This is a genomic window from Chthoniobacterales bacterium (genome assembly GCA_035274845.1).
Lineage (GTDB): Bacteria > Verrucomicrobiota > Verrucomicrobiia > Chthoniobacterales > UBA10450 > AV80.
Genome location: DATENU010000015.1, coordinates 168,822 through 194,094, shown reverse-complemented (window position 1 = coordinate 194,094; position 25,273 = coordinate 168,822). Strand labels below are relative to the sequence as shown.

Below are 25,273 nucleotides of genomic sequence, written 5' to 3'. Positions count from 1 at the left end.
AGCCCCTGACGCGGCGAATCGGACGGAACCAAAAGGCAATCGAACCGACCAAAAATAAAAGCCACTTAATTATTTCTTTGCTTTTATTTATTTAGTGGCGAGATTACTTTCATATCTGGAGACAATGCCATGCAAAAAAGACATGATAATCAACTATGGGCTCGTTTGGACGAGCTATATGCCAACGGAGTAACATTCATCAGTTTTGGGGAAGTCTACCATTGGTACAATATTCGACGGCTCGCAAAAACCCCATGGCGTGACATTAAAGCCAAGTGGGAAGAGCTGCTGAAAGAAAAGCAGGAGAAATACACCGATCCACAGGTCACCGAAGTGATGGGGGGGTATTCGCTTTTTTTCCCAAGAAATCCCAGATTGCTGAGCAAGCTTGCGGAATGAAGTCCGAAACGGCCGTGCTTCATTTTCCGGCTGGAGGCATGATGAAAGCTCGCGAACTTCCATTGTCACTGCCATACTCGACGTAGACATGGGCAGTGAACTGAGGACGATATCTCGAAAGGCACTCGAACGTTATCAGTCTTCAATTGACGAGTTCAAACGTCGCGGTGTTAATCACGAAACGGCTGTTCGTTCCTCATTCCAGGTTTTGTTGGATGACTGTGCGCGGCCACTCGGCTGGAAGTTGGTGCCGGAATACCCAATCGTCCGACGGGAGCGTCGTCCATTGCGCGTCGATGGTGCGCTGCTTGACGAATTCAACCTCTGGTATGGACTATGGGAGGCCAAAGACAGCGCTGACGACCTTGAGCGCTCAGTAAAGGAGAAATTCGGGCTCGGCTATCCGCGCAGGAACATCCTCTTCCAGTCGCCTGAACGCGCGATCCTGTACCAGGATGGGAAGCGCGTATTAGACAGTGCTCTTCGCACTCTGGATCAGATCGCTGACGTTCTGCGTACCTTCCTCAGCTACGAGGATCCACAAAGAGAAGAGTGGCAAAGAGCGATTATCGACTTCAAAGATCGAATCGGCGAGCATGGCCGCGCCCTCACGGCGCTAATCAGCAGGGAGCTGAAGAAGAATGCCGAGTTCAAGCATGCGTTCACCGACTTTGTTGAGGTCTGCCGCGTTTCGATCAATCCGAACCTCTCCGACGCCGCCGTGGAAGAAATGCTCGTTCAGCATCTCCTCACTTGGCGGATTTTCAAAACCGTCTTCGGAATCGGCGACTTCATGCAGAAGAACGTCATCGCCCAGGAAATTGAGAAACTCATTCTGACGATTCGCGCATTCTCACGCGAAGACTTTCTCAAAACGCTCAACCCGTTCTACACAGCGCTCGAAGAAGCGGCAAAGACCATTCCTGACTTCTCTGAGAAGCAGAAATTCTTGAACACCGTTTACGAGGCTTTCTTCCAAGGCTTCGCAGTTCGACAAGCCGACACGCTCGGCATCGTTTACACGCCACAGCCGATCGTCGACTTCATGGTCGCGAGCGTCGATCACTTACTCCGCACAGAATTCGGTAAGGATGCGGGTCTCGGCAGTCGCGAGGTTCACACACTCGACGGTTTCACGGGCACGGGAAATTTTGTCGTCAATCTAATGCGCGCCATCCAACCGTCAGCCTTGAAGCATAAGTACGCGCATGAGCTGCACTGCAATGAAGTGATGCTGCTTCCGTACTACGTCGCCTCGATGAACATTGAGCATGAGTACCTCGAAGCCACCGGCACATACCAACCGTTCGAAGGAATCTGCCTGGTTGATACTTTCCAAATCGCGCACGAACACACGGGCGCCGGTCGCGTTCAGCATGGCTTCGAGTTCTTCACCGAAGCGAACACCGAGCGCATTAAACGTCAGCGCGAAGCTCCGGTTTTCGTCTGCATCGGAAATCCGCCTTACAACGCAGGCCAACTGAACGAAAACGACAACAACAAGAACCGAAAATATCCGGAACTCGACGCGCGCGTCTCATCCACCTACGGCGAAGCTTCACGCGCGACGCTCCTGCGCAAGCTTGCCGACCCTTACGTAAAGGCGATCCGCTGGGCCACCGACCGAATCGGCGATGCCGGTATTGTCGCGTTCGTGAACAACGACAGCTTCGTCGATGAAATCTCGTTCGATGGAATGCGCCATCATCTCGCGAGGGATTTCAATCTCATCTACGTCCTAGACCTCGGCGGTAACGTGCGCAAAAACCCGAAGCTCTCCGGCACGACGCACAACGTCTTCGGCATCCAGGTTGGCGTGAGTATCAATTTCTTCATCCGCCTGCCGGGCAATGCGGAGAGCACGCGGCGGCAGACGAAGATTCTCTATCACGCCGTGCCGGTCGATTGGCGCAAGGAGCAGAAGTACGAGTTTCTGGAAAAGGCGGAGACGATCGCCGGGGTCAAGTGGCAAGAGTTGAAGCCGGACACGAAGGACACATGGCTGACGAGCGACACCAATGAAGAGTTCGCGGAGTTCATGCCGATGGGATTGAAGGAAGTCAAGGCGGACGCGGGTGCGAATCTGCCGGTGATCTTCAACACGTATTCGCTCGGCGTTGCTACTAATCGTGACGATTGGGTCTTCGACTTCGACGCCGAGGCTCTCGCCAAGAAGACGACGAGGATGCTGAAAAACTTCAACGCCGAGCTTTCGCGCTACGACGATGAAGGACGCCCTGACGACCTTGATTCATTTGTGAACAATGACCCAACGTTCATCAAATGGACTGATCGGCTGAAGGAGGCGCTCACCCGCGGCGAGAAGCTCCGCTTTGATCGCACGAAGATTCGCAGGAGCCAGTATCGGCCGTTCACTCGGAAGCATCTTTATTTCGATCATCTGCTCAATCAGCGGCGGTATCAGTTGCACCGGATCTTTCCGACCGCCGAAACACAAAACACTGTAATCGCGCTAACCGGTATAGGTTCAGAGCGCCCGTTCATGTGCCTCGCCCAAGACGTAATTCCCGATCTCCATCTGACTTCCTTCGGTTGTGGTACACAGTGCTTTCCCTTCTACACCTACGACGAAGACGGCACGAACCGGCGGGAGAACATCCCGCTCTCGGCGCTGGTGCGTTTCCAAAGCCATTACGGTGACGAGCGCATCACTAAGTGGGACATCTTCCACTACGTCTATGCGCTGGTGCACCATCCCGGCTACCGCGAACGCTTTGCCGCGAACCTCAAGCGCGAGTTGCCGCGCATCCCCTTTGCGCCGGACTTCCGGGCCTTTGCCAAGGCCGGCAAGAGACTCGCCGAGTTGCACGTCGGCTACGAAGACGCCGCCGAGTTTCCTCTCAAGCGCGTCGAACATCGCGATGTGCCTTTCACTCTCCGAGTTGAGGAAATGAAGCTCAGTCCGGATAAGGCTGAGCTGAAATACAACGAATCGCTCACCGTTTGCGGAATTCCACCGGAGGTCTTCCAATACCTGCTCGGCAATCGTTCTGCGCTGGAGTGGATAATCGATCAGTATCGCGTCTCACGCGATCCGCGCACCGGAATTGAAAGCGATCCGAATCGGCCCGATGACGAAGGCTACATACTGCGCCTGATCGGACAGGTTGTTACAGTTACCTTGGAGACATTAAGGCTCGTCGACAGTTTACCGGCCGACTTTGGTCAATCGGATTCGCCTTCTAAACGAAAGGAACTCCGCGAATGGAGAATGTCGCAGACGCATTGGATGAACTCAGAAGAAGGGCGGCAGCAGCGGGAGGAATTGGAGAAGAGTCTGACCTTGCAGGAGACGCCGCCGATCCTGCAGCCCAGGGAGAGATCCTCGTCGAGTGGGCGCAGGAAAAGAAAGTCGACCTGAGAGCTGAGGAGTGGCTGCCGCGCACGGAAGAAACGCACGGCGAGCATCACGTTTTCCTGGACACCGACAAACAGCGTTACTTCAAGATCACGCACGATTCGCGTGACCCGGAAGCCGCCGGCTTCGCCATCGCGGTTGGCACCGACGACATTAAGATGAGCGTCCATTCGCAGCGGTGGATGTGCGTGCCTTACATCCGCGACGCTGCTCCATTTGAGTATCTATCGCGCGTCGTCCTCTTCAACCGCACCTTCGACGACGACATCCAGCTTGAAGGCGTTATCTGCGACCCCGGGCAGATTGCGATCGTTACTTCTCAGAATGTGATTCGCGGCCGCGCCGCGACGCCGGAGGAAGTCGAAGCAGCCATGCACGAACGGGGATTCAATGTTTCCGATTGTCGTCCACTCGGACGAACGAATGTAGAATCGCGCTCGTTCTACAATTCCCACGAGCGCATTGCCGTTTTCGATACGCACGCCGCAAACTTTCTCATCAGTGAAGGAATCGTTGCTCCGATCGACGCATTGATAACGACGATGGATGAATCGTTAGAGTTTTATCTTTCGATTTCAGCTGCTGAAAGGAGGAAAGAGATCGGACAATGGACCAGCCAAATACAGGGTTTCTAATGCCGCGAAAAGCGAGCGTTGCTTCGAATCCGCCACGTCCCGGAAGACCCGAAACTTGCCCATTTGTGTAAATATTCCAACCGGCTCCCGGTTCAGTCCAGCCGGAGCGACTGCACCGCTTCACGGAGAATGCCGGCGCTGCGTCGAAGCGCGGCCCGCTCCGTTTCGTCCAGCGGCAATGGAATGGTTGCCAGCGCCCCGCTTCCCCCGACGAGATGAGGCAATGCCAGAGTGACTCCGTCGCAATCGGGCACGTCGTCGCTCAGCCGCGCGCAGATGGTGAGGATCGCGCGTTGATCGTGCAGCAACACATCCACAATTCGCGCCACCGCGCCGCCGATTCCGTAATACGTCGCTCCTTTCCCGGCGATGATATGGTAAGCCGCGCGCCGCACGTTCTCGTCGATTCGCGCCCGATCGGCCGCCGTTAGCGGCTTGCCGTGAACCTTGGCAAAGTCGTCGAGCGATAATCCGGCAATGGTCGCCTGCGACCAAGCCAGGACTTCGGAATCGCCGTGTTCGCCCAGGACGTAAGCGTGGACATGCCGCGAATCGACATCGAAATGGTGTCCGAGCAAAGTGCGAAACCGCGCGGTGTCGAGCGTCGTGCCCGAGCCGATGACGCGCGCCGGCGGCACCCCAAACTCGGCCGCGAAATGAGCCGCTAATTGGGTCATGACATCGACCGGGTTGCTCACAACGAGCAGGACGGCCTCGGGCGCGGAGCGCAAAATCGAAGGGACAATTTGCCGAAAAACGTCCGCGTTCCGCTGGAGCAGATGCAGGCGCGTTTCGCCCGGCTTTTGAGCCACGCCGCCGGCGATGATGACGACGCGGGCATCGTTGAGGTCGGCGTAGTCACCGGCCCGCACCACGAGCGGATGCGCGAAAGGCACCGCATGCGAAATATCGTTCGCTTCGGCTTCGGCGCGCTCACGTTTCAAATCCACCAGCACGATCTCGCGGCCGACGCCGCTCATGACGAGCGCGTAGGCCGAAGCCGAGCCGACCATTCCACAACCGACAACTCCGATTTTCATCGTACCTGAAACAGGACCTCTCTAGGTTGCGAGCTGCGCCCGCATTTCAGCGGCGTATTGGTCGGCGTTGAGCCCGGCGAGAAGATGAAGGGTCTTGTCCGGCAGCTTCACGACAGCGGCAATGCCTCCGTTCTTGAGAGCAGCGTCGTCGATTTTCTGTTCGTCGTGAACAACGAGACGCAGTCGCGTTTCCGCGCAGGCGTCCACGCGCACGATGTTCTCCTTTCCGCCCAGCGCGGCGATATAACCCGCAGCTTTGCCGGCCGCGTCGAGATCGCGCAGCTTGGATTCAAATCCAGCCGGCGCCGGGGCCTTCACGGGAGATGCGGCTTCGACTTCGTCAGCCTCGGGCCCGGCAGTCCTGAGATAATCCTGCATCTCGGTCTTCAGGTTCTCGCTTCGCGTGCCGAAGATCGCCTGCATGCTGTCGCCGACCACAAGCACGCCGGTCGCGCCGAGCGCTTTGAGTTTATCGGCATTCGCTTTCGTGATGTCAGCGAGCTTCACCCGCAGCCGCGTGATGCAGGCGTCCAGGTTCACGATGTTTGAGCGTCCGCCGAACGCGCGGACGAGCTGGAGGGCAAATTCATCGCCACCCGCCACCCGCGCCGACGCGGCTAATGCATCTTCCTTCTCGCGGCCCGGCGTCATCAAATTGAAGTAACGGATCGCGAAAGAAAAGATGCCGTAGTAAATCAGGCCCCAGATCGGTCCGATCACCAGCAGCCAAAGTGCGCCGTGCGATTTCGGGAAAAGGACGACGTAGTCGATGAGGCCATGCGAGAAGGTGAAGCCGTGTTTGATGCCCAACAGGATGCAGAGGAAATAGGCGGCGCCGGCCAACAGGGCGTGAATCGCATACAGCACCGGCGCGACGAACAGGAAGGCGAACTCGATCGGCTCCGTGATTCCGGTGAGGAACGCTGTTAAGGCTGCGGAAATCATGATGCCGCCGACCTTGGCGCGATTCTCGGGGCGGGCCGCGCGCCACATCGCGATCGCCGCCGCCGGAAGTCCCCACATCTTGAACAGGTAACCGCCGGTCATGTGTCCCGCCGTAGGGTCGCCTGCGATGAAGCGCGCGATTTCGCCACTCACCTTCGTGCCCGACCCCGGATCGGTGTAATCCCCGGCCTGGAAGAAAAACGGCACGTTCCAGACGTGATGAAGACCGAATGGAATCAACGCGCGTTCGACGACGCCATAGATGGTGAAGGCCAGCCCTGGCTGCTCATTCACCGCCCAATGCGAAAAGGCGTTGATGCCGTGGCCGATTGGCGGCCAGATGAAGCTGAGCAGCGCGCCAACAAAGATCACGGCAAACGAAGTGATGATCGGCACCGAGCGTTTGCCCGCAAAGAAACCGAGATACGGCGGGAGTTGTATCTTGTAGAACCGATTGAAACACCAGGCTGCGATCATCCCGACGATGATTCCGCCGAACACACCGGTCTCGATCGACGGAATGCCCATGATCGGTTTCACATCGATGCCGCGCAGTTTTGCGCAGACCCCCATCGCGGCAAGGAAGACGACATAACCGGTAGTGCCGGCCAGCGCGGCAACGCCGTCGTTGTCCGTTAACCCAATCGCAACACCGATCGCGAAGAGGAGCGGAAGATTTCCGAAGATCGCGTCGCCCGACTTCGCCATGACGAGCGAGACGCTCTCGGGCAGCCAGGAAAAATTCGCGCTGCCGACGCCGAGCAAAATGCCGGCAACCGGCAAGACCGAGACCGGCAGCATCATGCATTTGCCGATTTTTTGGAGAAGCGAGAAGGCGTTCTTGAAGGCGGACATGTGATTACTCCTCCGGCAATTGGACCAGGGCGCGGACATCGGCGGCGGATTCGGTCGCGAGCGCTTTCTCGGCCAGGGCGCGGCATTCTTCGGCATTCAAGCTACGGACCTGCGCTTTGATCGCAGGAATCGCCGGCAGGCTGATGCTCAATTCGTCAACGCCAAGGCCGATCAGGATCGGCACGCCGTGCGGATCGCTCGCGATCCCGCCGCAAACCCCCACCCACTTTCCGGCGGCGTGCGCCCCGCGAACCGTGTGCGCGAGCAGGTGGAGCACGCTGGGCGTCAGTCCATCGACGCGGGGCGCGAGCTTCGGATGCCCGCGATCCATCGCCAGCGTGTACTGGGTCAGGTCGTTTGTCCCGATGGAGAAGAAATCCGCTTCCCTGGCGAATTGCGCCGCCATGATCGCCGCCGCGGGCACTTCGACCATGATTCCGACCGGAATTGGTTCGATCCCGAGCCGCTCGCATTCCTCGAGCATCATCGCCTTGGCCTCGCGCAGTTCCTGCAATTCCGAAATCATCGGGAACATCACCAGCAGTTTGCCGAAGCCGGAAGCACGCAGGATGGCCCGCAGTTGTGCGCGCAAAATTTCCGGCCGATCGAGCCCGACCCGCAGGCCCCGCTCACCGAGAAATGGATTGTCCTCTTTTGGAATCGGCAGATACGCGAGCGGCTTGTCGCCACCCACGTCGAGTGTGCGGATGATGAGCGGATGGCTGGCGCCCACAGCTTCAGCGATCGCCTTGTAGGCTTCGAACTGTTCGTCCTCCGTCGGCGCGCTGTTGCGTTCCATGAAGAGGAACTCGGAGCGCAGAAGCCCGACCCCTTCGCCACCGAATTCGACGACCCGTTTCGCGTCCTTTAGTCCACCGATATTCGCGACGACTTCGATCCGTTTTCCATCGCGCGTGACTGCCGGCTCGTGTGCGTGACCCTGGTCTTCCTTGCGCTTCCGCTCCGCCCGCTCCTGCGCGCCGCGGATACGCGCGATCTCTTCCGGCGTCGGGCGGAGCCGCAGCGTGCCCTTGTTGCCGTCCAGGACAACGCTGGTGCCGTTTGGAATCTCGAGCGCCGCAGGATCGATTCCGGCAAGAGCGGGGATGCCTAACGAGCGAGCCAGGATCGCCACGTGCGAGGTCGCGCCGCCCCGGGTCGTGCAGAATCCCATCACCCGGGTTCGATCGAGCGAGACGGTATCGGACGGCGTGAGATCTTCCGCCAGCAGGATGGCGTTCGCGGGATATTCCGGCGCTTTCACTTCGGCGCCGGTGATAATGGCGAGCACTCGCAGACCGACATCGCGGAGATCGTTCGCCCTTTGCGCGAGCAGAGGATTGCGGAGGGAGGCGAGCCGGTCGGCGTGAGTGGTGACGGCTTTCTTCCAGGCGAAGGCCGCGCTTTTTCCCTTCGCGATCGCGGACTCCACGATCTCGAGCAAATCGGGATCCTGGATCAACTCTTCGTGCGCGGCGAAGATCGCTGCCTTGGCCGGATCGGCTTTCGCCTGAAGCTGCGCCCGCAGGGCTTCGAGCTGTCCCTTCGCCTCTTCGACTGCGCTCGTCAGGCGCCTACGCTCGGACTCGACGCTTTCGCCGTTCTCGATCACCTCGATGTTTTCGCGGCGAACCTGAAACACTTCGCCAACCGCGAGACCGGGCGACGCGGCAACTCCGGCCAGAATCCCCTCGCCCGCCGGCGCGCGACGCGGCGCCGCGGTTTCAGGCGCAACCGTTGTGGTCGCCGGCGCCGATGCGGAGCCTTCGTCACCCAGGCCTTGTGCGATGATCGGAGCGATCTTGTCGATCGCCTCCCGCGCATCGGGCCCATTCGCGACCAGGCGCACGACGGCGTCCTTGCGAACATCGAGACCCATGATCGCGGTCACGCTGCGCGCGTTCGCGTGTTGCCCTTCGAGCTCGAGCTTGATCGACGAACGAAACCCTTTCGCGAGACTGGCGAGCACTGCGGCCGGCCGTGCATGCAACCCGGTCGGATTCGGAATAACGATCGGGTCGGAGGCAATGGTCTCGCCTGCTTCCGCGGCGTCGGCCGCGGCCGTTTCGCCGAGCGTAATGGTGAAGAGCACGTCCTTGCCGGCGGCCACCAGTCCTCCAGCCCGTTCCCAATTTGTCACCCGCTCGCTGTTCGTAATCACGACCTGGGTGAGCAGGCTCTTCGCGTGCGTGGCCAGAAAATCGAGATCGAACGCAATCAGCGAATCGCCGGCGCGCACCCGTTGCCCGACCGAAACAGACGGGCGAAAGCCTTCGCCCTTTAGCGCAACCGTATCGATCCCGATATGGAGCAAGACGTCCACGCCACCCCCGCTGCGGAGCGTGACCGCGTGCCCCGCCGCATGGAGGGAAACAACTTCGCCGTCGCATGGAGCGAGGAGGGTCGCGTCCGTGGGATCAATCGAGAGCCCGTCCCCAACCATTTTCTGGGCGAAGACCGGATCGGGAATTCGCTCCAGCGGCCAGATCGGACCGGACACGGGAGCAAGCAATCGCAATTTGGAGCTGTTCGTCGCCATTACCACCCGGTCTCAGCCTGCAGACCGCGGGGCAGACCGTCGAGCGCGTTCTCGATTGTTGAGGTTGAATCCGGTGTCGACACTCAGAAACTCAGACTCACGGCGAACACCCAGGTTGGTTTACCGTGGTCGAGGTTGAAGACGTAGGTCGTGACATCCACCTCCTTGTGGGAAAAACCGACCAGGATCCCGCGCTGGATATCGACGTCGGTCTGGTAAGCCCGGGTGCGCTGGCCGACCAGGCCAAACCGAAACCATTCCACGGGAGCGATGCTCAGCTCCGACCAGAAATAGAGAAAGCTTCCTTGTGAGTCGCGCGTGTCGAAGACAAACTCGCCTTCGCTGGAAAACTCGAGCTTCCAATAGCTCAACGACAACCTGTAGCCGGGCGCGATTCCGGTCGTGTCGCCGAACACGCCACCCAGCATCGGCGTAAATTCCCATTCGAGTTTCTCGCCGCCGCCGAAATTGTAACCGAGCCACAGCGAGCCCGTGTCGAGATTCTCGTAGTTGTATCGGGCCTCGAGATGGAGCCAGTGACGATCTGCAGTGAAAGTCGGCTGCACATATTCCCGGAAGTCGGGCACGACGTAGGTGGCGGCCGAGAGGGAAAAGCTCCAGTCTTTCTCGTCCGCTTCCTTTTTGACTTCAGGGATCAAATTCTTTGCGTCCTCGGCGCCCACGTTTCCGGCAACGGCAACGGCAATCGCGAGCAAGGCGACAAATCGCATCGCTCTAGCCCCCAAGCGCGATGGTCATCCCGACAAGAATCAGCCCCAGGAACACCATCGAAATGCCGAAAAGCCACGGGCGATGCCCGCTCAGTCGTCCGAAAAAGTACTCCGTCAGGAACAACATCACGACCGCGATGGCATTGGAGACGCGCAGGGCTGGCCCGGCGTTATGCATGAAAAGGAACGGAACCACCACTGGGAACGTGCACAGGAACACGAGAAGAAAAACACCGAGACCACCCAGCCAATCATCCCGCTTCAAATGCGCGTAAGCAGGCGGCTCGGGCAGCTCGCGCAGGCGCCCGATGATCATTTCGAGTTCGGCGCGTTCCGTGATGGACGCGATGGCCGGTGGCAGGGCGTTAGCGACAAGGCGGCGCGCTTCTTCCGGATCGGTGGTGTCACGCGCCGCCCGAAGCGCGAGCAATCCGCGCCCTCGTTCCGCGAGGCAGCCCATCAGGTAAAGAATCCCATCAATGATTCCCCAGGCGAAATTACATCCCAGAGCGCCGATGAGCATGGTGCGGACATCGTCGCGCCCCGCCTCGGCGACGCTCAGTGTCCCCGTGAACGTGAGAACCATGATCAGGCCAAAAAGGACTTCGGATATGCGATCAATTGGCTCCAGCACCTTTTTCATGATGGCTCTTGCTTGTCAGCCGGACTCCATGTTGTCCGTCCTCCAGGCTGATCGATAAATGAGCCGGGGCACGTTCGCCAATCGGACCTTGGTCGTAGCCCACAAATTCTTGCGCAGGCGCCTGGCGGCGAATACAACCATTGAGTTGTCCGCACTTCCAAACACCATGAAAACCAAATCTCTTCTCCTAATCGCAGTCGCCGCCCTGCCTCTGGCTTTCGCCACCGCCAAAACGCCGGATCGCTTTGACCAGGCAGATCGAAACCACGACGGAATGATTTCCCTCGATGAAGCGAATGCCTTTCTCGTCCAGCAAATTTTTGGGCCCCGCGACAAGAACAAGGATGGGAAAGTTACGCGGGAAGAGTGGATGGTGATCAAGGGGTCGGGCCAGGCCGAGGATTTTCGCGTGCGCGACGCGAATGCGGATGGCGTTGTCACCATGGATGAGGCGCTGGCCTACGGCCGGAAGAAGGGAATGGCGAAAGAGCTCATGCAGAAAGCGGACACGAACAAGGACGGCAAACTCTCGATGGCGGAGATCAAAGCCTATTACGCCAGCAAGGAAGGCCCGGTTCGCTGATCTTCGCTGTCTGGCCGCGCGGTAGATTTCACATTCACTGAGTTCGCGGCGGCAACAAGTAGAGCGTCATCGCGAAAATCAGATAGACCATCAGTACGCCTACGCCGATGAACCAGGTCGAGCGCCCACTGTTCGTGACCAGCGAAGCCGTGAGGGTGGCCAGGAAAATCATCACCACTGCGCCGGGCCAGAATTGCAGATCCATCGGCGTCGGCCCGATCAAATAACTCACGAGCACGAGCACGGGCGCGACGAAGAGGGCAATTTGCGAGGCGCTGCCGAGCGCGATGCCTACGCTCAGGTCGAGGCGATTTTTGCGCGCGCCCGAAAAGGCTGAAGCCATTTCCGCCGCGCCCCCGACCAGCGCCACGATTATGAAACCGACGAAGGCAGGCGTCATTCCAAAATCTTCCGCCGCTTTCTGGACCGACTCTACGAACACTTCGCTGACGAGGGCGACGAGGATCGTGACGCCGGCGAGGGTCGGCAGCGCCACGCCCATCGGCAGTGGCGTCTCGCCCTCTTCGCCGTGCCCGATGCTCGCGAATAGTTCGCGGTGCGTCTTGAGGGAAAAGAACATCCCAAGCCCGTAGGCAATGATCAGCAACACCGCCAGGCCGACGCTTAATTTCTGGGTAATCGCTGCTCCTGCGACCGGGTCGGCCCGGTAGATCGCCGATGGAATTAGCAGCGCCACCGTCGCCAGGAAGAGGAGCCCCGCCTGGAGGCGTGCGCTGACCCGATTGAATTCCTGCACGTGGTACTTGAGTCCGCCGAGCAGAAAACAGGCGCCCAGCATGAAAAGAGAGTTGGTCACAATTGCGCCGGCGACGGACGCCTTCACCAGGACATATTGTCCGGCGCGCAGAGCGGTGAGCGCGATGACCAGCTCGGTCAGGTTTCCCAAGGTGGCGTTGAGCAGGCCACCCACTGCGTCCCCCGTCTTGGCCGCGACCGATTCGGTGGCGTGACTTAACAGGGCGGCCAAAGGCACGATCGCGAGCACCGAGAGCACGAAGAGCAGCGTGTGCGATTCGGGCTTGAGCTTGTGCGCAACCAGCACGACCGGGACAAACACCAGCAACCACAGCAGCGGGTTGTGCAGGATCTCTTTGATTAAGGTTTTCATAAGATTGGATTTCCTTTCATGACGCCTCGCCGTTGCTCTCGTCGGTTGGGAGCATTCTTGGGACGAGACTTACCAGCATCGCCATCGCGATTCCGATGGCGATTTCGATCGTGCGCAGAAGGGCATATTCCCAGGGGTGATCGCCGAACGCGAGAAGGACGATACCGCAAACGTAGCCGGCGACCTTCGATGCATTTCGCAGGCGCAAGAGGTGGCAAAGAAACATGGCGGCAAAAATCGCGAGGCCGGCTTCCAAGGCATTGGGTCGCAGGAAAGCACAGGTCAGCGCGCCTAGCACAGCTCCCACGATCGAACCAATCAGACGTGGCAGTCCGAGCCTCCACGTTTCAGACGCCTTGAGATCGGTCACGACGACCGCGGAAATCATCGCGTAGATCGGGAACTGTAGTTGCAGCCCCTGGACGATTGCGACCGACAGCGTCGCGGCCACTGCCGCCCGCGCAGACATCTGAAAGGCCGGAACATGGGCCGGAAATTTCAAGGGGATTCTCCGCCATGTTGGCCCACAGCATCGGCGACCGAAGCGAAGCGATTGATGCCCCCGACATGCTCGTCGACGCCCTCACTTCGCAAGCGGTCACGCACCGAGGAGCGCGCTTCGACCGCCAGGATTTGAATACCGGTTCCTTTGAGTTCGGCGGCCACGGTGCCAAGCATCCGCGCGCTATGCATATCCACCCGCGGCGCCGCGGAAAGATCGAGCACGACGATCTTCGGCCTCGTGATGTTTGCGCGCACCCGGTTCACAATCGTGTCGCGCACATGATCCATGTTGAAGTACATCAGGCCCGATTCCGGCCGGAAGATCATCATGCCCGGAATCAATTCGTTGTCGGGATGGCGATCGTAATCCGAGAAACGCTGGGTGCCGGGGATACGCCCGAGAAAGGCCACGTGCGGCCGGGACGCGCGCCGGATCAACAGCACCAGCGAAATGATCGCGCCGATCATGACGCCGCGAAGCAGGCCCTGACCCAGCACGCCGATAATGGCTGCGACCGCGACGATGAATTCCGTGCGATCTCCCTGCCAGAGATGTTTGAGTGCGGACACCTTGAAGAGGCCGGCCACCGCTACCAGCACGACAGCGGCCAGGACCGGTTGAGGCAACGCCGCCAGCAAATGGGAAAAGAAAAGGACGACGATCAGAATAATCCCCGCGGCGAACGCGCCTGAGAGCGGTGTCCGCGCGCCGGCCCCTTCGTTGACCAATGATTGCGACATGCCGCCGCTCACGGGGAATCCGTGACCGAGACCGACAGCGAGGTTTGCCACGCCGAGCGCGAGAAATTCCTGGTTCGCGTCGAGCCGGCCGCCGTGTTTGGCCGAAAACATGCGCCCGATGGCGGCGCTTTCGACTGCGGCCAGAAGAAAACAAGCGAACGCCAGGGGCAACAGCTCATCCCAGTCCGACCAATGCAACAGCGGAAGGCCGAGCGGAGGCAGACCCTGGGGAATTTCACCGAGCAGCTTCACGCCCTTCGCCGAGAGGCCGAGCCAGCCCGAAGCCAAAATGCCGCCCACCACCACGAACAGGGAGACTGGTTTGTTCTTGAGGAAAATTTTGCCCAGGACGAGAACCAGCAGCGCGGCGCCTCCCACGGTGAGCGACGTTGGATTTGTTTCGGAGAGATGAGCGAAAAAGCTGCTCGTGTTCTTCCAGAAATTGCCGTGCGCGCCGTGAATGCCGAAGAGCTTCGGCAACTGGCTGCTGGCGAGGAACAGGGCGACCCCGCATTTGAATCCGATCATCACGCTTTCGGAAATGAAGTTGACGATGGCGCCCGCCCGCGCGAGCCAGGCAATAAAGAACATGAGCGACACGAGCACCGCGGTGGCTGCGGCCAGAACGCCGAATCGGGACGGATCGGCGCCCGCCATCCCGCCGAGCGTTGCGCCGGTGAGCAGGGAGATGGCGGACGTGACCGTGATGGTGGTGTGACGCGAACTGCAAAACAGCCAGAAGACCAATCCGCCAAACAAGCAGGCGTAGAGTCCCGCTTCAGGAGGGAGATTGGCCAGCGACGCGTCGCCGAGGCCGGCCGGCAAAAGATAGGCCGACAGGGTGAAACCCGCGACCAGGTCTCCGCGGAGCCACGCCGGCTTGTAAGTTCGCAGCCACTGCGTCGCCTGCAGGAGCCCGGTAAAACGCCCTTGGGGGACGGGCGCGGCGCTGCTTGCGATCGCTTCGCTCATTTGCTTTCGAGCAGAGCCTTTCTTGCGGCGGCGAGCTCCTTCGCCTTCGTCGGGCTGACGGTTGGGTAAGCCAGTTTCAGGGAGGCCATGGCATCGATCACGGCCGCGGCCACGACCACGCGCGTGAACCATTTGTTATCTGCCGGCACGACATACCACGGCGAATCTTCCGTCGCCGTCTCGCGAATCGTCTCTTCGTAGGCCTTCATGTAATCGTCCCAGAAGCCGCGTTCCTTGGCGTCGTTGGCGGAGAACTTCCAATTCTTCTCCGGCTGATCGAGCCGTTCGAGAAAACGCTTTTGCTGTTCCTCCTTCGAGACGTGCAGGAAAAATTTGCGAACGATCGTCCCGTTGCGCGTCAGGTAACGCTCGAACGCGCGGATGTCCTGGAAGCGTTCGTCCCAGATGTGTTTCGTCACGCATTGCTCCGGAAGTTTTTGCCCAGCCAAAAACTCCGGGTGAACGCGAACGACCAGCGTCTCCTCATAGTAGCTGCGGTTGAAAATCCCGATCCGTCCGCGCTCCGGCAGGGCCTTTTGGCAACGCCAGAGGAAATCGTGATCGAGATCCTCCGAGGTCGGGGATTTGAAGGAGGAAACCTGGCAGCCCTGCGGATTCACCCCCGACATGACGTGCTTGATCGTCCCGTCTTTTCCCGCCGCGTCCATCGCCTGGAAAATGAGGAGCAACGACCAGCGGTCCTGTCCGTAAAGCATATCCTGCAATTCCGCGAGGGCTTCTACCCCAACCTCCAGCATCTCCTTCGCCCGCGCCTTGTCTTCCTTGCCCTTGTGCTCGCCGGTGTCCCCCGGATCAACATCCTTCAGGCGGAACTTCTTCCCGTTTCGGACGCGGTAAGGCTTGGAGAGCTTGTGGCTCATTTCGATGACTTGTTTGATGTTCATAAGATTACTTGGTGCTTCGATCGATGTTCATTCAGCCAGCCACGCCCGCGCGTCGGGCTCGCCTGTTTCGGGGAAAAATTTCACGGGACCTTTGCGTATTCCCGCGCCCGTGAACGCCAGGACCTGGGCTTCCCAGACGGGATGACCAACCACCGCGATTTTTCCAAAGTCCTCGCGGTGGGCGAAGAAGAAGTCGGTGTCCCCCCACTCCTCGTTGCGCTCCCACCCGATGAAGTTTTTCAGGATGACCAGAAGCTGGACCGGACGGGTGGTCATCTTCTCTACGATTTCGTTTTGCACAGCATCGAGCTCGGTCTTTTTGAGCTCGCCCCGGATGCGAAGGAGGAAAAGGCGATCGCTCTGCTGGTCAAGATTGGCGCTCATGGTTGGATGGTCGTTTTCGGTCGTTAGGCGGCAGGGGTGAGGAGCATGCGGGTGACGGCAACTACGAAGACCGCCAGGGCAAAGCTCCCCGCGAAGAGCCGGACGCGCGGCTGTTCAAACTTTCCGGCTGTCCCCGCGAAGAAGAGCACGGTGGCAAAAAGGACGGTGTTAGCGAGGTATCGCCCGGAGCGGCTCCCCGCATCGCGGGCCCCGATGAGGCGTTCCACCGCCTGCGCCCTGATGGCCGCGGCTTCCGCGACACCGCGGACTTCGTAAAGCTTCGGCACAAACGGGTGCGCGTCGGCGTTCGGGTTTTCGAACGGTTTCTGCGCGAGCCAGGCGTCATAGGCCTTCTTCACGTCGGGCGGGAAACGTTCGGCATAAAAGCTCACGAGGTTCTGGTTGTCGGCGTGATACGCAGCGAGCAGTTGCATGAACATGGAGGTGTGAACGATCAGCGCCTGGCTCCCCTGCACATCAACGAGCGCTGCCTTACGTTCCAGCGCATTCGACTCGTTCATCAACCGGTTCGCAACCCGGGTCCAGGCGGCGGACTCGTACGAACACCACGCCGTGCACAGCGTAGTCAGCGCCATGACCAGGGCGATGACGGGCTCGATCCACAGTCTTTTCTTTGGAGGCGCAGCCGCTATTTCAGCCATGGAATTTCCCGTTCGTTAGGTCTCATGCGGATTGGTCAGCCTCTTTCGCTTTTTGCCGGGCCTCGTGCGTCTGGCTCACCACCGCGAAGAAGAAGGCGGCTGACCAGCCGCACATGAGAATGCCGGTGAGCGCCTCGACGCCGCCAACCAGGCGCCATTGGCCGGGCAGGACCACGTCCCCGTATCCGGTCGTCGTGTAAGTGACGGCGCTGAAATAAAGCGCCGTTGTCATGTCGGGTAGCGCGTGTCTCCAGGCGTAAAAAAAGGCCCACAACGCGATTTCCGCTAGGTGAAGGAGAATGGCCCACCCGGCGACCCGGATCAGCAACCAGGTCGAAACCCAAAACCGCACGCCGATTCGGAAGATCGTTTTCTCGAGCAGATTCATTGCGGCCGTCATGCCCATGGCATGCACCGCCACGCACAGCGCCATCAACACCCAGGCAGTGATTAGTTTCGAGAACATGCGAGCCAGTCGTTGGTCTAGGACACAACATTCGAACTCTTCATTCTGCGCTCGAGCAAGCCGCGCGCGGCCTGGCGCACCTGCGGGTCCGACATTCGATAAACGTTGCGATCGAGCAGGTAATGAATGAACCCCGAAGCGAAGCCGAGGGCGACGAGAATTGGCACCCACGACGAGGTCCGCAACCCGGTCGCGATTGCGCCGAAAATGCGGTCGCCATAATAGGCATCGGGCTGGCGATTGGCTTCGACCTCGAAGATGGGAAGGAGCAGCACGGAAACGACGGCCAGGAACAGAACGATTGCCCACGGACGGATGTTCAAGCCATGGAGAAGACCACGGATTCGTCCGCGTTGCGGGGCCGGCTCGCCGCGCACCGTTTGCGAAGCGAGGCCCGTGGCAACAATCCAGTGCTGCGATGTCCAGACGACCACGAAAAGAAACAAACTTCGCGGCTGGAGTGCGATCCCCACCATGACCGCGATCCCCAAAATGTATAAGACGCGCGGCCATGACCATCGTGAGGTGCGCACCTCGGCAAACAAGACCGCGACCGTGACGAGAACCAGCACGAGGGTGCCGCCATCGCGGATCTGGTCCTGGGCGGAGACCATCCAGGTGGGAAAGAACCATTGGTCGATCCACTTATCCTGGTAGGCGACCGCACCGGCCAGGACGTCTGCGAGAAAAACCAGAGCGCCTCCGACCGCCAGTGCGAAAAATCGATCGAAGCGTCTCGTTTGCTCGCAGCGCGCGCGCCCGGCGCGGGAACGATAGAGGGAGAGCGCGCCGAAATGCTGCGAGGCGAAATGCCAGGTCACCCAGGCGTAATCGACGATCGCCAGGAACACGAGCCGCTCCGCGCGACTCCAGGGCATCGCCTCGTCCGGGGGCAGAAAGAAGGCAAAACATCCGATCGTGATCAGAAGCGGAATGACGACGAACCGGACCGGCTGACTCCGCAGGAGCGGGCGATACGCTTCCGTGCAGTAAGCCAGGTAGGTGCTGCAAAAGCGGTGCCCGAGCCAGAACAACGCCGTGAGACCGAAGTAGAGCACGTCGAGCGGACTCGACTCCGGGTTAGCCCAGCCCGACGCAAGCCAGAGAACGATCGGCGCCAGCCAAAGCGCGCTCAACATCCAGAAGCCATCCCAGATCGGACCCCGAATCCAGGCCGATCCCTTTTCGGGCAGACCGCCGGCGGCCGCGAGGCTCGCAATTTCAATCGCTCCCGGAGCAGTGGAAGTAGGGCCCATTTCTTAAGGAGCGCGCGCAGGTGCAGTCGCCCTGGCCAAACAATAGGAAACCCCGGGCGGCGGTGGGTATTGGACCAAGGTGCAATATCTCCCATTGCCGGGTTTTGTTCTAAGATTGGAGCATGAACAGGACATTTGTGGCCGCGTTCGCCATTTGGGTTTCAACGGCAGTCCTCGGCGTGGCCATCACCATCCCGGCTGGAACGGTGCTGCGAGCGCGCACGATCGAGCCCGTCTCGAGTCACGCGAGAATTGGGTCTCCTTTCAAAGCCGAGCTCGAACACCCCGTAGTCGTAAAAGGAAAAGTGCTCTTGCCCGCGGGGACTCATCTGACCGGCGTGGTGGATGCGTCGCTCGGAAGCCGGCCAAAGTCGGACGCCCTCCGGGTGAACTTGAAAGCGATCCTGGTAAACGGGCGCAGCATTCCAGTCCATACCACGGGCGATTTTCGGCTCGACCGGCACGTGAATTCGAGAGGCGTCTCGATCTCCGGCCGCGAATGGAATTTCCCTTATCGGACCCGGATCTTTTTCAAGCTCGCCCAGCCGGTCAATCTGTAACAGGGCGACCGTTCCGGGGGTCCGCCACCCCTTTCAGGGGTTTTGATTGGTTCGTTGCTGTTCATCCCGGAGTTCGCTGCGCTCACTCCGGGCTCTAATTCCATCGCGCCTCCGGCGCTTTCAATCGCGAAGGTACGCCGGAGTGGAGTCTTCTGATCTCTCGCCTTCGGGCAGTCTCAGTCCCGAAGGGATGGCGGAGTAAAGCCCGGAGTGAAGCGAAGCGAGACGGGAATGTCTTTTCAATGAAACCAGCCCGGACAGTCTTAGTCCCGGTGGGACGTCGGAGTTAGAGCCCGGAGTGAAAGCGAAGCGAAACTCCGGAGTCGCGTTTCAAACGAAACCAGCCCCGGAACGGGGCGACGGACGGGAGCGCGCGCCGTGATCCCAGAGATAGATGATGCGCGCGTTCACGTCGTATGGTTAGGCGACGGGGGTGATAATCTCACGGCGTGTTCGAGTAGAGAACTTCGCAGTGGCCCAGGCATGTAACCGCCGAAATGCGAAATCGAGCAGGAAGGCAACAACCGCGCCAGCTGCCGCGCCACCCAGCGCTCCGTAAAGCGAGATGAGCCAGGCGGGACCCGCGGCCTCGAGGAGGTAGTGAACAAGCCACGCGCAGAGAATGCCGGAAGGAATGCCAGTGAGGAGCGCACACTGAAGCAGAAAGGCCCGCGCACCAGCAACCGGTTTTCGGGTGAGCAGGCCCACGACCACGGACGACGATAGGACGCCGACCGCAACGAGAGCCGCAGCGATGCCGCAAACCACCACCCCCACAACGATGCCAACGCCGATGAGAATCAGCGCGACGATGAGAAAGATGAGGGCGAATAGCGCCATAAACTCTGATTCGATTGGTCAGCGCGAGAGCATGTAGAGGAACTCCCGGATCCCATCTTCGCTGGCGATGCTGTGATCGTGCTCGGGCGACGGGACGAATTCGCATTTTTCCAGAACGCGGATGGAGCCGACGTTGTGGCTGGCCACGAAGGCATGGAGTGGCCGCTCTTTGATTTCGGCGACGAAGGCGGCGAGGGCAGCCGTCGCCACGCCCCGGCCCCAGAATTCGCGCCCGACCCAGTAACCGGTCAGCCGCCGATCCCCGGCGATCCAGCTTCCAATATTCCCGGCCACCTGCCGGTCGCAGACGATCGTTCGGATGATGTTCGAGGGCTCGCGGCGGAGCTTGGCCCAATGGATCATGAAGGCGTCATGATCCCGAGAGGGAAACGCCGCCATCTGGGCGGCTTCGGGGTCGCGCTGATGCTCGAAGAAGATCGGAAGATCGGAGTCGACCACCTCGCGCAAAATCACCTGTGGTGGATGGCTCATGCGCTTACCATCTAACGAGAACAAGCTCGGCGACGGCTGGCGGTAGAGCGCATCGCTGCGGTTTCATCCTTCATAATTCTTAAATCTTACTTTCCATGGCTGCCAGCCGCTCGCTCCCCATTCGGTTTTTTGCTCAGGACCTTGAGCCCGTCGAAACGGCATCGCCTGGTCAGGCCTCTCGGCTTCTTTCGTCGCGGGAAATCAGCTTCTTTGTCCAACGAGGGGCACCCAGCAAGCAAACGAGGCCGGCAGCAAGGGTCAAACACGGCCGAATGAGATCATAAAAATTCTGAATACGGGGGTCTCGTGTGGGAGCGTCGTGGGAGACGGTGAAATAGTGAATCCAGTTGATGACATCGGCGACCGAGGAAAGGATAAAAAAGAGTCCAAGAAACACGAAGGCGAAACTGTAAAGATCGGTGCGCGAAAGGCCGCCCACGCTCAACGTGGCATCAAAGCCGCGGCTGACGAGCCGCGCCACCGCAGGGGCGAGAATCCAGAGAAAAACGCCGAGGATGAGCAAAAGCAGACCCGGCGAACAGGTCATCAAGATAGTGGAAGTAGAACGCTCTTGGAATGAGGGAGTGACCAGCGCAGACGCGATGAGTGCAAAGGCGTGCAGGAGCCAATTGATCGCGAAAAGGCGGGCGACAATGACAACGATGCTACTTAATGGCATGAGCGTGAAAGGGGCCTAACAAGATGAGCGACGGCTGGCGAGGGCGCGCGTGGCGGCGGGTGAAGAGGCTCGAATCATGGAAAACTTAAGCGTCCGCCGGCCAGCGGTTGGCTGGATCGTCTGGTTAGGCCTTGGCGTGAATTGCTCGAAAAACTTCCTTAAGCGCGCATCGACCTTACGGCCACGAGTGCAGTCTGTGTTCCACAAATAAAAGCTGTCGGAGCGATAGGTGGTGCGCGCTCCGGCGCTGTCGAACAGGTCGACAACGAGGTAAGTGTCGCTGCGTGTATCGCCTCGCGTCGAATGGAGGTGTGGCAGATTCAGCGCAGTGATCAACTGCTGAAGCTTTGAAGGCGAGGTAATGTGAACCGAGCGAGAGTAGCCATGTCGCGCCTCGTCGCGAAGCCCCTCTGGCGACACTGCGACGGCGCGCTCGCTCAGCCAGCCGCGAAAATAGACATTAGCGCGAACCCAACCCGCTGCGTCTGAGGTAACCGCTGTGGTAACAAGCGCAGCAATCGCGATGAACGCTCTCATCGGCCCAACGAGAAAGAGATGAGCGACGGCCGCCGAGAGTGCGCGTTGCCCGAAGGGAAAAGGGGAAGAAGCCCGTCGAAACGGCATGGCCCTGGTTAGGGCTTTTGTTTGTTCGCAAATTGTTTGCCGATCCATCGAGTTACCAAGTGTGTAACAAAGTAGACGGCGACAGTATATAAACCGCAGGCAACGGCGACAACCACGTTGGTAGTGTGCAGTGAACGGCCCGTGACAATGGTCGAGACAGCTCCGCCAGCGAGCCAAGCGGGCGCGAGCAGGAGAATGCCGGCTTGAGCCCACAATCGCGACTGCCACCAAGCAGGCTGCCATCCCGCCGGCGGTCGCTCCTGCCAAGATAACGTCTGCAGAGCAGTCACCGCTAAAAACACTGCGATCGCGGCGGCGACGACTCGAGGCGTGTTCATAGAACTAAGGAAAATTATGCTGCAAAATTTCGCCTAACAAAGCGGCATTCTGGAGGGAATTCGTGGGCTTTGGGGCAGGGTCGCTCCCGCCTCGATGAATCGCGCTTTCAGCGCTGATGGGATTGCTTGGGAATTCAGTCCTGGGGCGTTGCCCCAGGCTGATTTGAATCGCGCCTTTGGCGCAGGCGGCGGTTGAAAGCGCCGCTCCCTGGTTTTGACTCGCGCCTTTGGCGCAAGCGGGCGGTGAAATAGGTGAACTAGAATGACCCGCCTTCGCACGGTCTTCCGCGAGGCAGGCGCGAATGGACGCGAATGGAAGAAGTGGTTTGAATCACTTCCGCGGACGGCGCAGCGCGCCGTCCCTACCTTTGATTCGCGCCGCGCCTCTACCCTATGCATGGAATTGCGGGTAGGTTTATTCGCGTGATTCGCGGGCCCGGCCGTCTTCTTGTAACCGAGGCGTTCCTGGTGCGGCCTCATTCGTTTTCAATGGTATCTCCGCGATGCTGCGGGGAAGCGCCTTCTTCAACGCGTCGAAGTCGTCGAAGACGTCGGATTCAGGAACCACCGCCGGGATCACCTGCAATTTCTCGAGGAGATCGCGGTGGGTCACCGGGATGCCTACCACCAGCACGCGCACCCCGGCGGCGATGAACCCGTTCAGCGCATCCTTTAGCGCATAAACGCCCGTCTGGTCCATGTAAGAGACGCGATCCATGCGCAAAATCAGGAGCCTGCTCTGCGCCGCCGCCTGCCGGGCGATGTCGAGAAACTGGCTGGCGAAGCCGAAAAAGAGCGGCCCATCGACGTGCTTGATGACGACCTGGTGGCGGACTGCTTCCGGGATGGTCAGTTCGTCCGCCCAAGGTTCGTCGATGGCCGGCGTGAGAGTCGTCTGCCGTGCGGCGGTATCGCTTACCTTTTTCATGAAGACGAACGACGCCACGATGAGGCCGACAGCCACGGCGATGATCAAACCGGTGAACACGGTCAGGATGAGAACGAAGAGCATTAAGAACGCATCCGACCGCGGCACCTTGAGGACGTGGCTAAAGCCGCGGTAATCGATAATGCCAATCCCGACCGCGACCAGCAGACCCGCGAGAACAGAGAGCGGAACATACTGGACCAGACCCGACAACCCCAGCAGGACGGCGGCGAGGAACAGGCCGTGGACCACACCCGACAGGCGAGTCTTCCCGCCGGCCTCGACGTTGACAACGGTGCGCATGGTGGCGCCAGCCCCGGGAATTCCGCCGATGAGACCCGCCGCGATGTTTCCCAGCCCCTGCCCGATGAGTTCGCGATTACTGTTGTGCTGGGTCCGCGTCAGGTTATCGGCGACCAGCGACGTGAGCAGCGAGTCGACTGTTCCAAGCAACCCGAGTTGCAACGCGGCGGCCATGAGTGGCACCAGCCGCTGAAAGTCGACCGAGGGCATCACGAGGCTGGGCAGTCCCGACGGAATCGCGCCAATCATCGGAACATCGAGCTTGAGCAGGCTCGCCAACGCCGTCAGTACCACCAGCGCCACGAGCGAAGCCGGGACCGCCTTGGTGAATCGCGGCAGGAGGAAGACGATCGCGATGGTCGCTCCGGATAAGGCGACGGCGGCCCAGTTGATGTTGGCGCCCAGCAGATGCAACTGGCCGAGAATGTTTAGTGGATTGGAAGAAGGCGCAGTCGCGCCGAGCATCGGAAACAGTTGCTGAAGGATGATGATAACCCCGATGCCGCTCATGAACCCGGAGATCACCGGGTAGGGAACGTAGCGGATGTAGGCGCCAATCCGGAACAACCCGAACGCAACCTGCAGTAAACCGGCGACAACAATGATGCCCACGACGGCAGGAAGGTTGACGGCGCCCGAGGGAATCGTGTTCGCCGCCACCACGGTCGCTACGACCAACGTCATCGGCCCGGTCGGGCCGGTGATCTGCACGGGCGTGCCTCCGAACACCGCCGCGATGATGCCGGCGGCGATGGCGCCATACAGGCCCGCCACTGGTCCCAGGCCTGAAGCGACACCGAAGGCAAGCGCCAGCGGCAGCGCCACAACACCGGCCGCCAAGCCGCCGAAAATGTCACCGCGTATGACGCGCGACGACAAGGCTTGGGCATCAGCGCTCACGCGTTGCATGCTCCTCGCTCGGGACGCGAGAATCTATTCCGGAGACAAGAATCGCACCCGCCCCGTTTCGATTTCATAGACCGCGCCGACGAGTTTGTAGCGCCCTTCGGTCAGACGCGCCTGGCATTCCGGCGATTCGAAGATCCGGCGCACTGTGCAGCGCACGTTACTTTCGATGGCGTCCGATAGCTGGGCTTCGGGGGATAGTTGCGGGTCGAGGTCTGGAAGTCCCGGGACGACGCTCGCCAGCAGGGCTTGAACTCGAGAGGGAAACTCCTTTCCCTCATGCTTGGTGGCCAGCGCCGCGCTGATCGCCCCGCATCCCTCATGGCCGAGCACCACGACCAGTGGTGTCTTCAGGTAAGTCCCCGCGTACTGCATGCTCCCTGCGACTTCCGGCGAGAGAATGTTGCCGGCCACGCGGATCACAAACAATTCCCCCAGGCCGGAATCGAAGATCACTTCGGGCGCCACGCGCGAATCGCTGCAGCCAAGGATGGTCGCGTAGGGACGCTGGGCCTTCGCCAGGTCGCCCAGGGTCTCCCGATGAAAGGCGGTCCGCGGCGTCTCGCCCCGGAGAAACCGCCGATTCCCTTCTATCAGCAGTGCGAGCGCCTCCTCAGCGGAGGGGCCGGTGTCCGGAGATGATTCCATAGCGAAAGTCTACTTTTGCAACAGTTAAAGGACCCTTGCCCCGCAGCCGGTAATTAACGAGCACCTGTATTTGCAGGCGCGTCAGGCCGAAAAGTAGGAAACACTGGCGGTGGCGGGTATTGGACCAAGGTGCAATATCTCCCCCGCCCTGTTCTGTCCTAAGCTCAGCCATGCGCAGGACGATAAC

At 60.0% G+C, this 25,273-nt stretch carries 24 protein-coding genes; 5 read left to right on the top strand and 19 right to left on the bottom strand.

What is annotated here, in order from left to right:
- Positions 1–129: 129 nt before the first annotated feature.
- The 3 genes from VJU77_10525 (at position 130) to VJU77_10515 (ending at position 4,413) form a co-directional block, all read left to right on the top strand.
- Positions 130–399: a hypothetical protein gene (locus VJU77_10525; GenBank protein ID HKP03778.1), complete on the top strand. Its 270-nt coding sequence runs from the start codon at positions 130–132 to the stop codon at positions 397–399.
- Between the two features lie 247 nt (positions 400–646).
- The gene (locus VJU77_10520) at positions 647–3,781 is read left to right on the top strand and encodes a type ISP restriction/modification enzyme (protein HKP03777.1); all 3,135 of its coding nucleotides are present in this window, start codon (positions 647–649) and stop codon (positions 3,779–3,781) included.
- Between the two features lie 155 nt (positions 3,782–3,936).
- Positions 3,937–4,413, top strand: a complete 477-nt coding sequence (locus VJU77_10515; GenBank protein ID HKP03776.1) for a hypothetical protein — start codon at positions 3,937–3,939, stop codon at positions 4,411–4,413.
- Between the two features lie 92 nt (positions 4,414–4,505).
- On the opposite strand, the gene VJU77_10510 is transcribed toward VJU77_10515, so the two are convergent.
- The 5 genes from VJU77_10510 to VJU77_10490 form a co-directional block, all read right to left on the bottom strand.
- A complete protein-coding gene (locus VJU77_10510; GenBank protein ID HKP03775.1) occupies positions 4,506–5,453 on the bottom strand; it encodes an L-lactate dehydrogenase in 948 nt (315 codons plus the stop codon).
- A gap of 21 nt (positions 5,454–5,474) precedes the next feature.
- Positions 5,475–7,253 (bottom strand): PTS glucose transporter subunit IIBC, encoded by a 1,779-nt coding sequence (ptsG, locus tag VJU77_10505; protein ID HKP03774.1) that lies wholly within the window; start codon positions 7,251–7,253, stop codon positions 5,475–5,477.
- Positions 7,254–7,257: 4 nt separating this feature from the next.
- Positions 7,258–9,753 carry a phosphoenolpyruvate--protein phosphotransferase gene (ptsP, locus tag VJU77_10500; GenBank protein HKP03773.1) on the bottom strand — a complete coding sequence of 832 codons (2,496 nt, stop codon included), beginning with the start codon at positions 9,751–9,753 and terminating at the stop codon, positions 7,258–7,260.
- A 122-nt stretch (positions 9,754–9,875) separates the two neighbouring features.
- The gene (locus VJU77_10495; GenBank protein ID HKP03772.1) at positions 9,876–10,523 is read right to left on the bottom strand and encodes a hypothetical protein; all 648 of its coding nucleotides are present in this window, start codon (positions 10,521–10,523) and stop codon (positions 9,876–9,878) included.
- Between the two features lie 4 nt (positions 10,524–10,527).
- Positions 10,528–11,166 (bottom strand): VIT1/CCC1 transporter family protein, encoded by a 639-nt coding sequence (locus tag VJU77_10490; protein ID HKP03771.1) that lies wholly within the window; start codon positions 11,164–11,166, stop codon positions 10,528–10,530.
- A 166-nt stretch (positions 11,167–11,332) separates the two neighbouring features.
- Here VJU77_10490 and VJU77_10485 point away from each other — a divergent pair, with 166 nt between their 5' ends.
- Entirely contained in the window at positions 11,333–11,749 is a 417-nt protein-coding gene (locus tag VJU77_10485; protein ID HKP03770.1) for an EF-hand domain-containing protein, read from the top strand.
- A gap of 34 nt (positions 11,750–11,783) precedes the next feature.
- Here the strand turns inward: VJU77_10485 and cax are convergent, their stop codons facing one another.
- The 8 genes from cax to VJU77_10445 are packed head-to-tail and all read right to left on the bottom strand — an operon-like array spanning position 11,784 to position 18,768.
- On the bottom strand, positions 11,784–12,878 hold the full coding sequence (gene cax / locus VJU77_10480) for a calcium/proton exchanger (protein ID HKP03769.1): 1,095 nt from the start codon (positions 12,876–12,878) through the stop codon (positions 11,784–11,786).
- Between the two features lie 16 nt (positions 12,879–12,894).
- The gene (locus VJU77_10475; GenBank protein HKP03768.1) at positions 12,895–13,380 is read right to left on the bottom strand and encodes an FUSC family protein; all 486 of its coding nucleotides are present in this window, start codon (positions 13,378–13,380) and stop codon (positions 12,895–12,897) included.
- Positions 13,377–15,095: a SulP family inorganic anion transporter gene (locus tag VJU77_10470; GenBank protein ID HKP03767.1), complete on the bottom strand. Its 1,719-nt coding sequence runs from the start codon at positions 15,093–15,095 to the stop codon at positions 13,377–13,379. The genes VJU77_10475 and VJU77_10470 overlap by 4 nt, the downstream gene beginning before the upstream one ends.
- Positions 15,092–16,000 (bottom strand): polyphosphate kinase 2 family protein, encoded by a 909-nt coding sequence (locus VJU77_10465; GenBank protein ID HKP03766.1) that lies wholly within the window; start codon positions 15,998–16,000, stop codon positions 15,092–15,094. Before VJU77_10465 ends, VJU77_10470 begins: the two co-directional genes overlap by 4 nt.
- Before the next feature lie 27 nt (positions 16,001–16,027).
- A complete protein-coding gene (locus VJU77_10460; GenBank protein ID HKP03765.1) occupies positions 16,028–16,384 on the bottom strand; it encodes an STAS/SEC14 domain-containing protein in 357 nt (118 codons plus the stop codon).
- Between the two features lie 23 nt (positions 16,385–16,407).
- Positions 16,408–17,046, bottom strand: a complete 639-nt coding sequence (locus tag VJU77_10455; GenBank protein HKP03764.1) for a hypothetical protein — start codon at positions 17,044–17,046, stop codon at positions 16,408–16,410.
- 22 nt (positions 17,047–17,068) lie between these two features.
- Complete coding sequence (locus tag VJU77_10450; GenBank protein HKP03763.1) at positions 17,069–17,512, bottom strand: potassium channel family protein; 444 nt, start codon at positions 17,510–17,512, stop codon at positions 17,069–17,071.
- Positions 17,513–17,529: 17 nt separating this feature from the next.
- Positions 17,530–18,768: a hypothetical protein gene (locus tag VJU77_10445; protein HKP03762.1), complete on the bottom strand. Its 1,239-nt coding sequence runs from the start codon at positions 18,766–18,768 to the stop codon at positions 17,530–17,532.
- Between the two features lie 122 nt (positions 18,769–18,890).
- Here VJU77_10445 and VJU77_10440 point away from each other — a divergent pair, with 122 nt between their 5' ends.
- Complete coding sequence (locus VJU77_10440; GenBank protein HKP03761.1) at positions 18,891–19,328, top strand: hypothetical protein; 438 nt, start codon at positions 18,891–18,893, stop codon at positions 19,326–19,328.
- A gap of 420 nt (positions 19,329–19,748) precedes the next feature.
- Here the strand turns inward: VJU77_10440 and VJU77_10435 are convergent, their stop codons facing one another.
- The 6 genes from VJU77_10435 to VJU77_10410 all read right to left on the bottom strand — a co-directional run bounded on the left by VJU77_10435 (position 19,749) and on the right by VJU77_10410 (position 25,086).
- Entirely contained in the window at positions 19,749–20,168 is a 420-nt protein-coding gene (locus VJU77_10435) for a hypothetical protein (protein HKP03760.1), read from the bottom strand.
- 18 nt (positions 20,169–20,186) lie between these two features.
- Complete coding sequence (locus VJU77_10430; protein ID HKP03759.1) at positions 20,187–20,660, bottom strand: GNAT family N-acetyltransferase; 474 nt, start codon at positions 20,658–20,660, stop codon at positions 20,187–20,189.
- Between the two features lie 169 nt (positions 20,661–20,829).
- Positions 20,830–21,339, bottom strand: a complete 510-nt coding sequence (locus VJU77_10425) for a hypothetical protein (GenBank protein HKP03758.1) — start codon at positions 21,337–21,339, stop codon at positions 20,830–20,832.
- A 15-nt stretch (positions 21,340–21,354) separates the two neighbouring features.
- A complete protein-coding gene (locus tag VJU77_10420; GenBank protein ID HKP03757.1) occupies positions 21,355–21,876 on the bottom strand; it encodes a hypothetical protein in 522 nt (173 codons plus the stop codon).
- 840 nt (positions 21,877–22,716) lie between these two features.
- Positions 22,717–24,432: a SulP family inorganic anion transporter gene (locus VJU77_10415; protein ID HKP03756.1), complete on the bottom strand. Its 1,716-nt coding sequence runs from the start codon at positions 24,430–24,432 to the stop codon at positions 22,717–22,719.
- 33 nt (positions 24,433–24,465) lie between these two features.
- Positions 24,466–25,086 carry a carbonic anhydrase gene (locus tag VJU77_10410; protein HKP03755.1) on the bottom strand — a complete coding sequence of 207 codons (621 nt, stop codon included), beginning with the start codon at positions 25,084–25,086 and terminating at the stop codon, positions 24,466–24,468.
- Positions 25,087–25,273: the final 187 nt, after the last annotated feature.

Bases quoted from the DNA above. Each gene is read 5' to 3' on its own strand.
- VJU77_10525 (HKP03778.1), top strand. From the start codon at position 130: ATGCAAAAAAGACATGATAATCAACTATGGGCTCGTTTGGACGAGCTA.
- VJU77_10515 (HKP03776.1), top strand. From the start codon at position 3,937: ATGAGCGTCCATTCGCAGCGGTGGATGTGCGTGCCTTACATCCGCGAC.
- VJU77_10510 (HKP03775.1), bottom strand. From the start codon at position 5,453: ATGAAAATCGGAGTTGTCGGTTGTGGAATGGTCGGCTCGGCTTCGGCC.
- ptsG (HKP03774.1), bottom strand. From the start codon at position 7,253: ATGTCCGCCTTCAAGAACGCCTTCTCGCTTCTCCAAAAAATCGGCAAA.
- VJU77_10495 (HKP03772.1), bottom strand. From the start codon at position 10,523: ATGCGATTTGTCGCCTTGCTCGCGATTGCCGTTGCCGTTGCCGGAAAC.
- VJU77_10490 (HKP03771.1), bottom strand. From the start codon at position 11,166: ATGAAAAAGGTGCTGGAGCCAATTGATCGCATATCCGAAGTCCTTTTT.
- VJU77_10485 (HKP03770.1), top strand. From the start codon at position 11,333: ATGAAAACCAAATCTCTTCTCCTAATCGCAGTCGCCGCCCTGCCTCTG.
- cax (HKP03769.1), bottom strand. From the start codon at position 12,878: ATGAAAACCTTAATCAAAGAGATCCTGCACAACCCGCTGCTGTGGTTG.
- VJU77_10470 (HKP03767.1), bottom strand. From the start codon at position 15,095: ATGAGCGAAGCGATCGCAAGCAGCGCCGCGCCCGTCCCCCAAGGGCGT.
- VJU77_10465 (HKP03766.1), bottom strand. From the start codon at position 16,000: ATGAACATCAAACAAGTCATCGAAATGAGCCACAAGCTCTCCAAGCCT.
- VJU77_10460 (HKP03765.1), bottom strand. From the start codon at position 16,384: ATGAGCGCCAATCTTGACCAGCAGAGCGATCGCCTTTTCCTCCTTCGC.
- VJU77_10455 (HKP03764.1), bottom strand. From the start codon at position 17,046: ATGGCTGAAATAGCGGCTGCGCCTCCAAAGAAAAGACTGTGGATCGAG.
- VJU77_10450 (HKP03763.1), bottom strand. From the start codon at position 17,512: ATGTTCTCGAAACTAATCACTGCCTGGGTGTTGATGGCGCTGTGCGTG.
- VJU77_10445 (HKP03762.1), bottom strand. From the start codon at position 18,768: ATGGGCCCTACTTCCACTGCTCCGGGAGCGATTGAAATTGCGAGCCTC.
- VJU77_10440 (HKP03761.1), top strand. From the start codon at position 18,891: ATGAACAGGACATTTGTGGCCGCGTTCGCCATTTGGGTTTCAACGGCA.
- VJU77_10435 (HKP03760.1), bottom strand. From the start codon at position 20,168: ATGGCGCTATTCGCCCTCATCTTTCTCATCGTCGCGCTGATTCTCATC.
- VJU77_10430 (HKP03759.1), bottom strand. From the start codon at position 20,660: ATGAGCCATCCACCACAGGTGATTTTGCGCGAGGTGGTCGACTCCGAT.
- VJU77_10425 (HKP03758.1), bottom strand. From the start codon at position 21,339: ATGCCATTAAGTAGCATCGTTGTCATTGTCGCCCGCCTTTTCGCGATC.
- VJU77_10420 (HKP03757.1), bottom strand. From the start codon at position 21,876: ATGAGAGCGTTCATCGCGATTGCTGCGCTTGTTACCACAGCGGTTACC.
- VJU77_10410 (HKP03755.1), bottom strand. From the start codon at position 25,086: ATGGAATCATCTCCGGACACCGGCCCCTCCGCTGAGGAGGCGCTCGCA.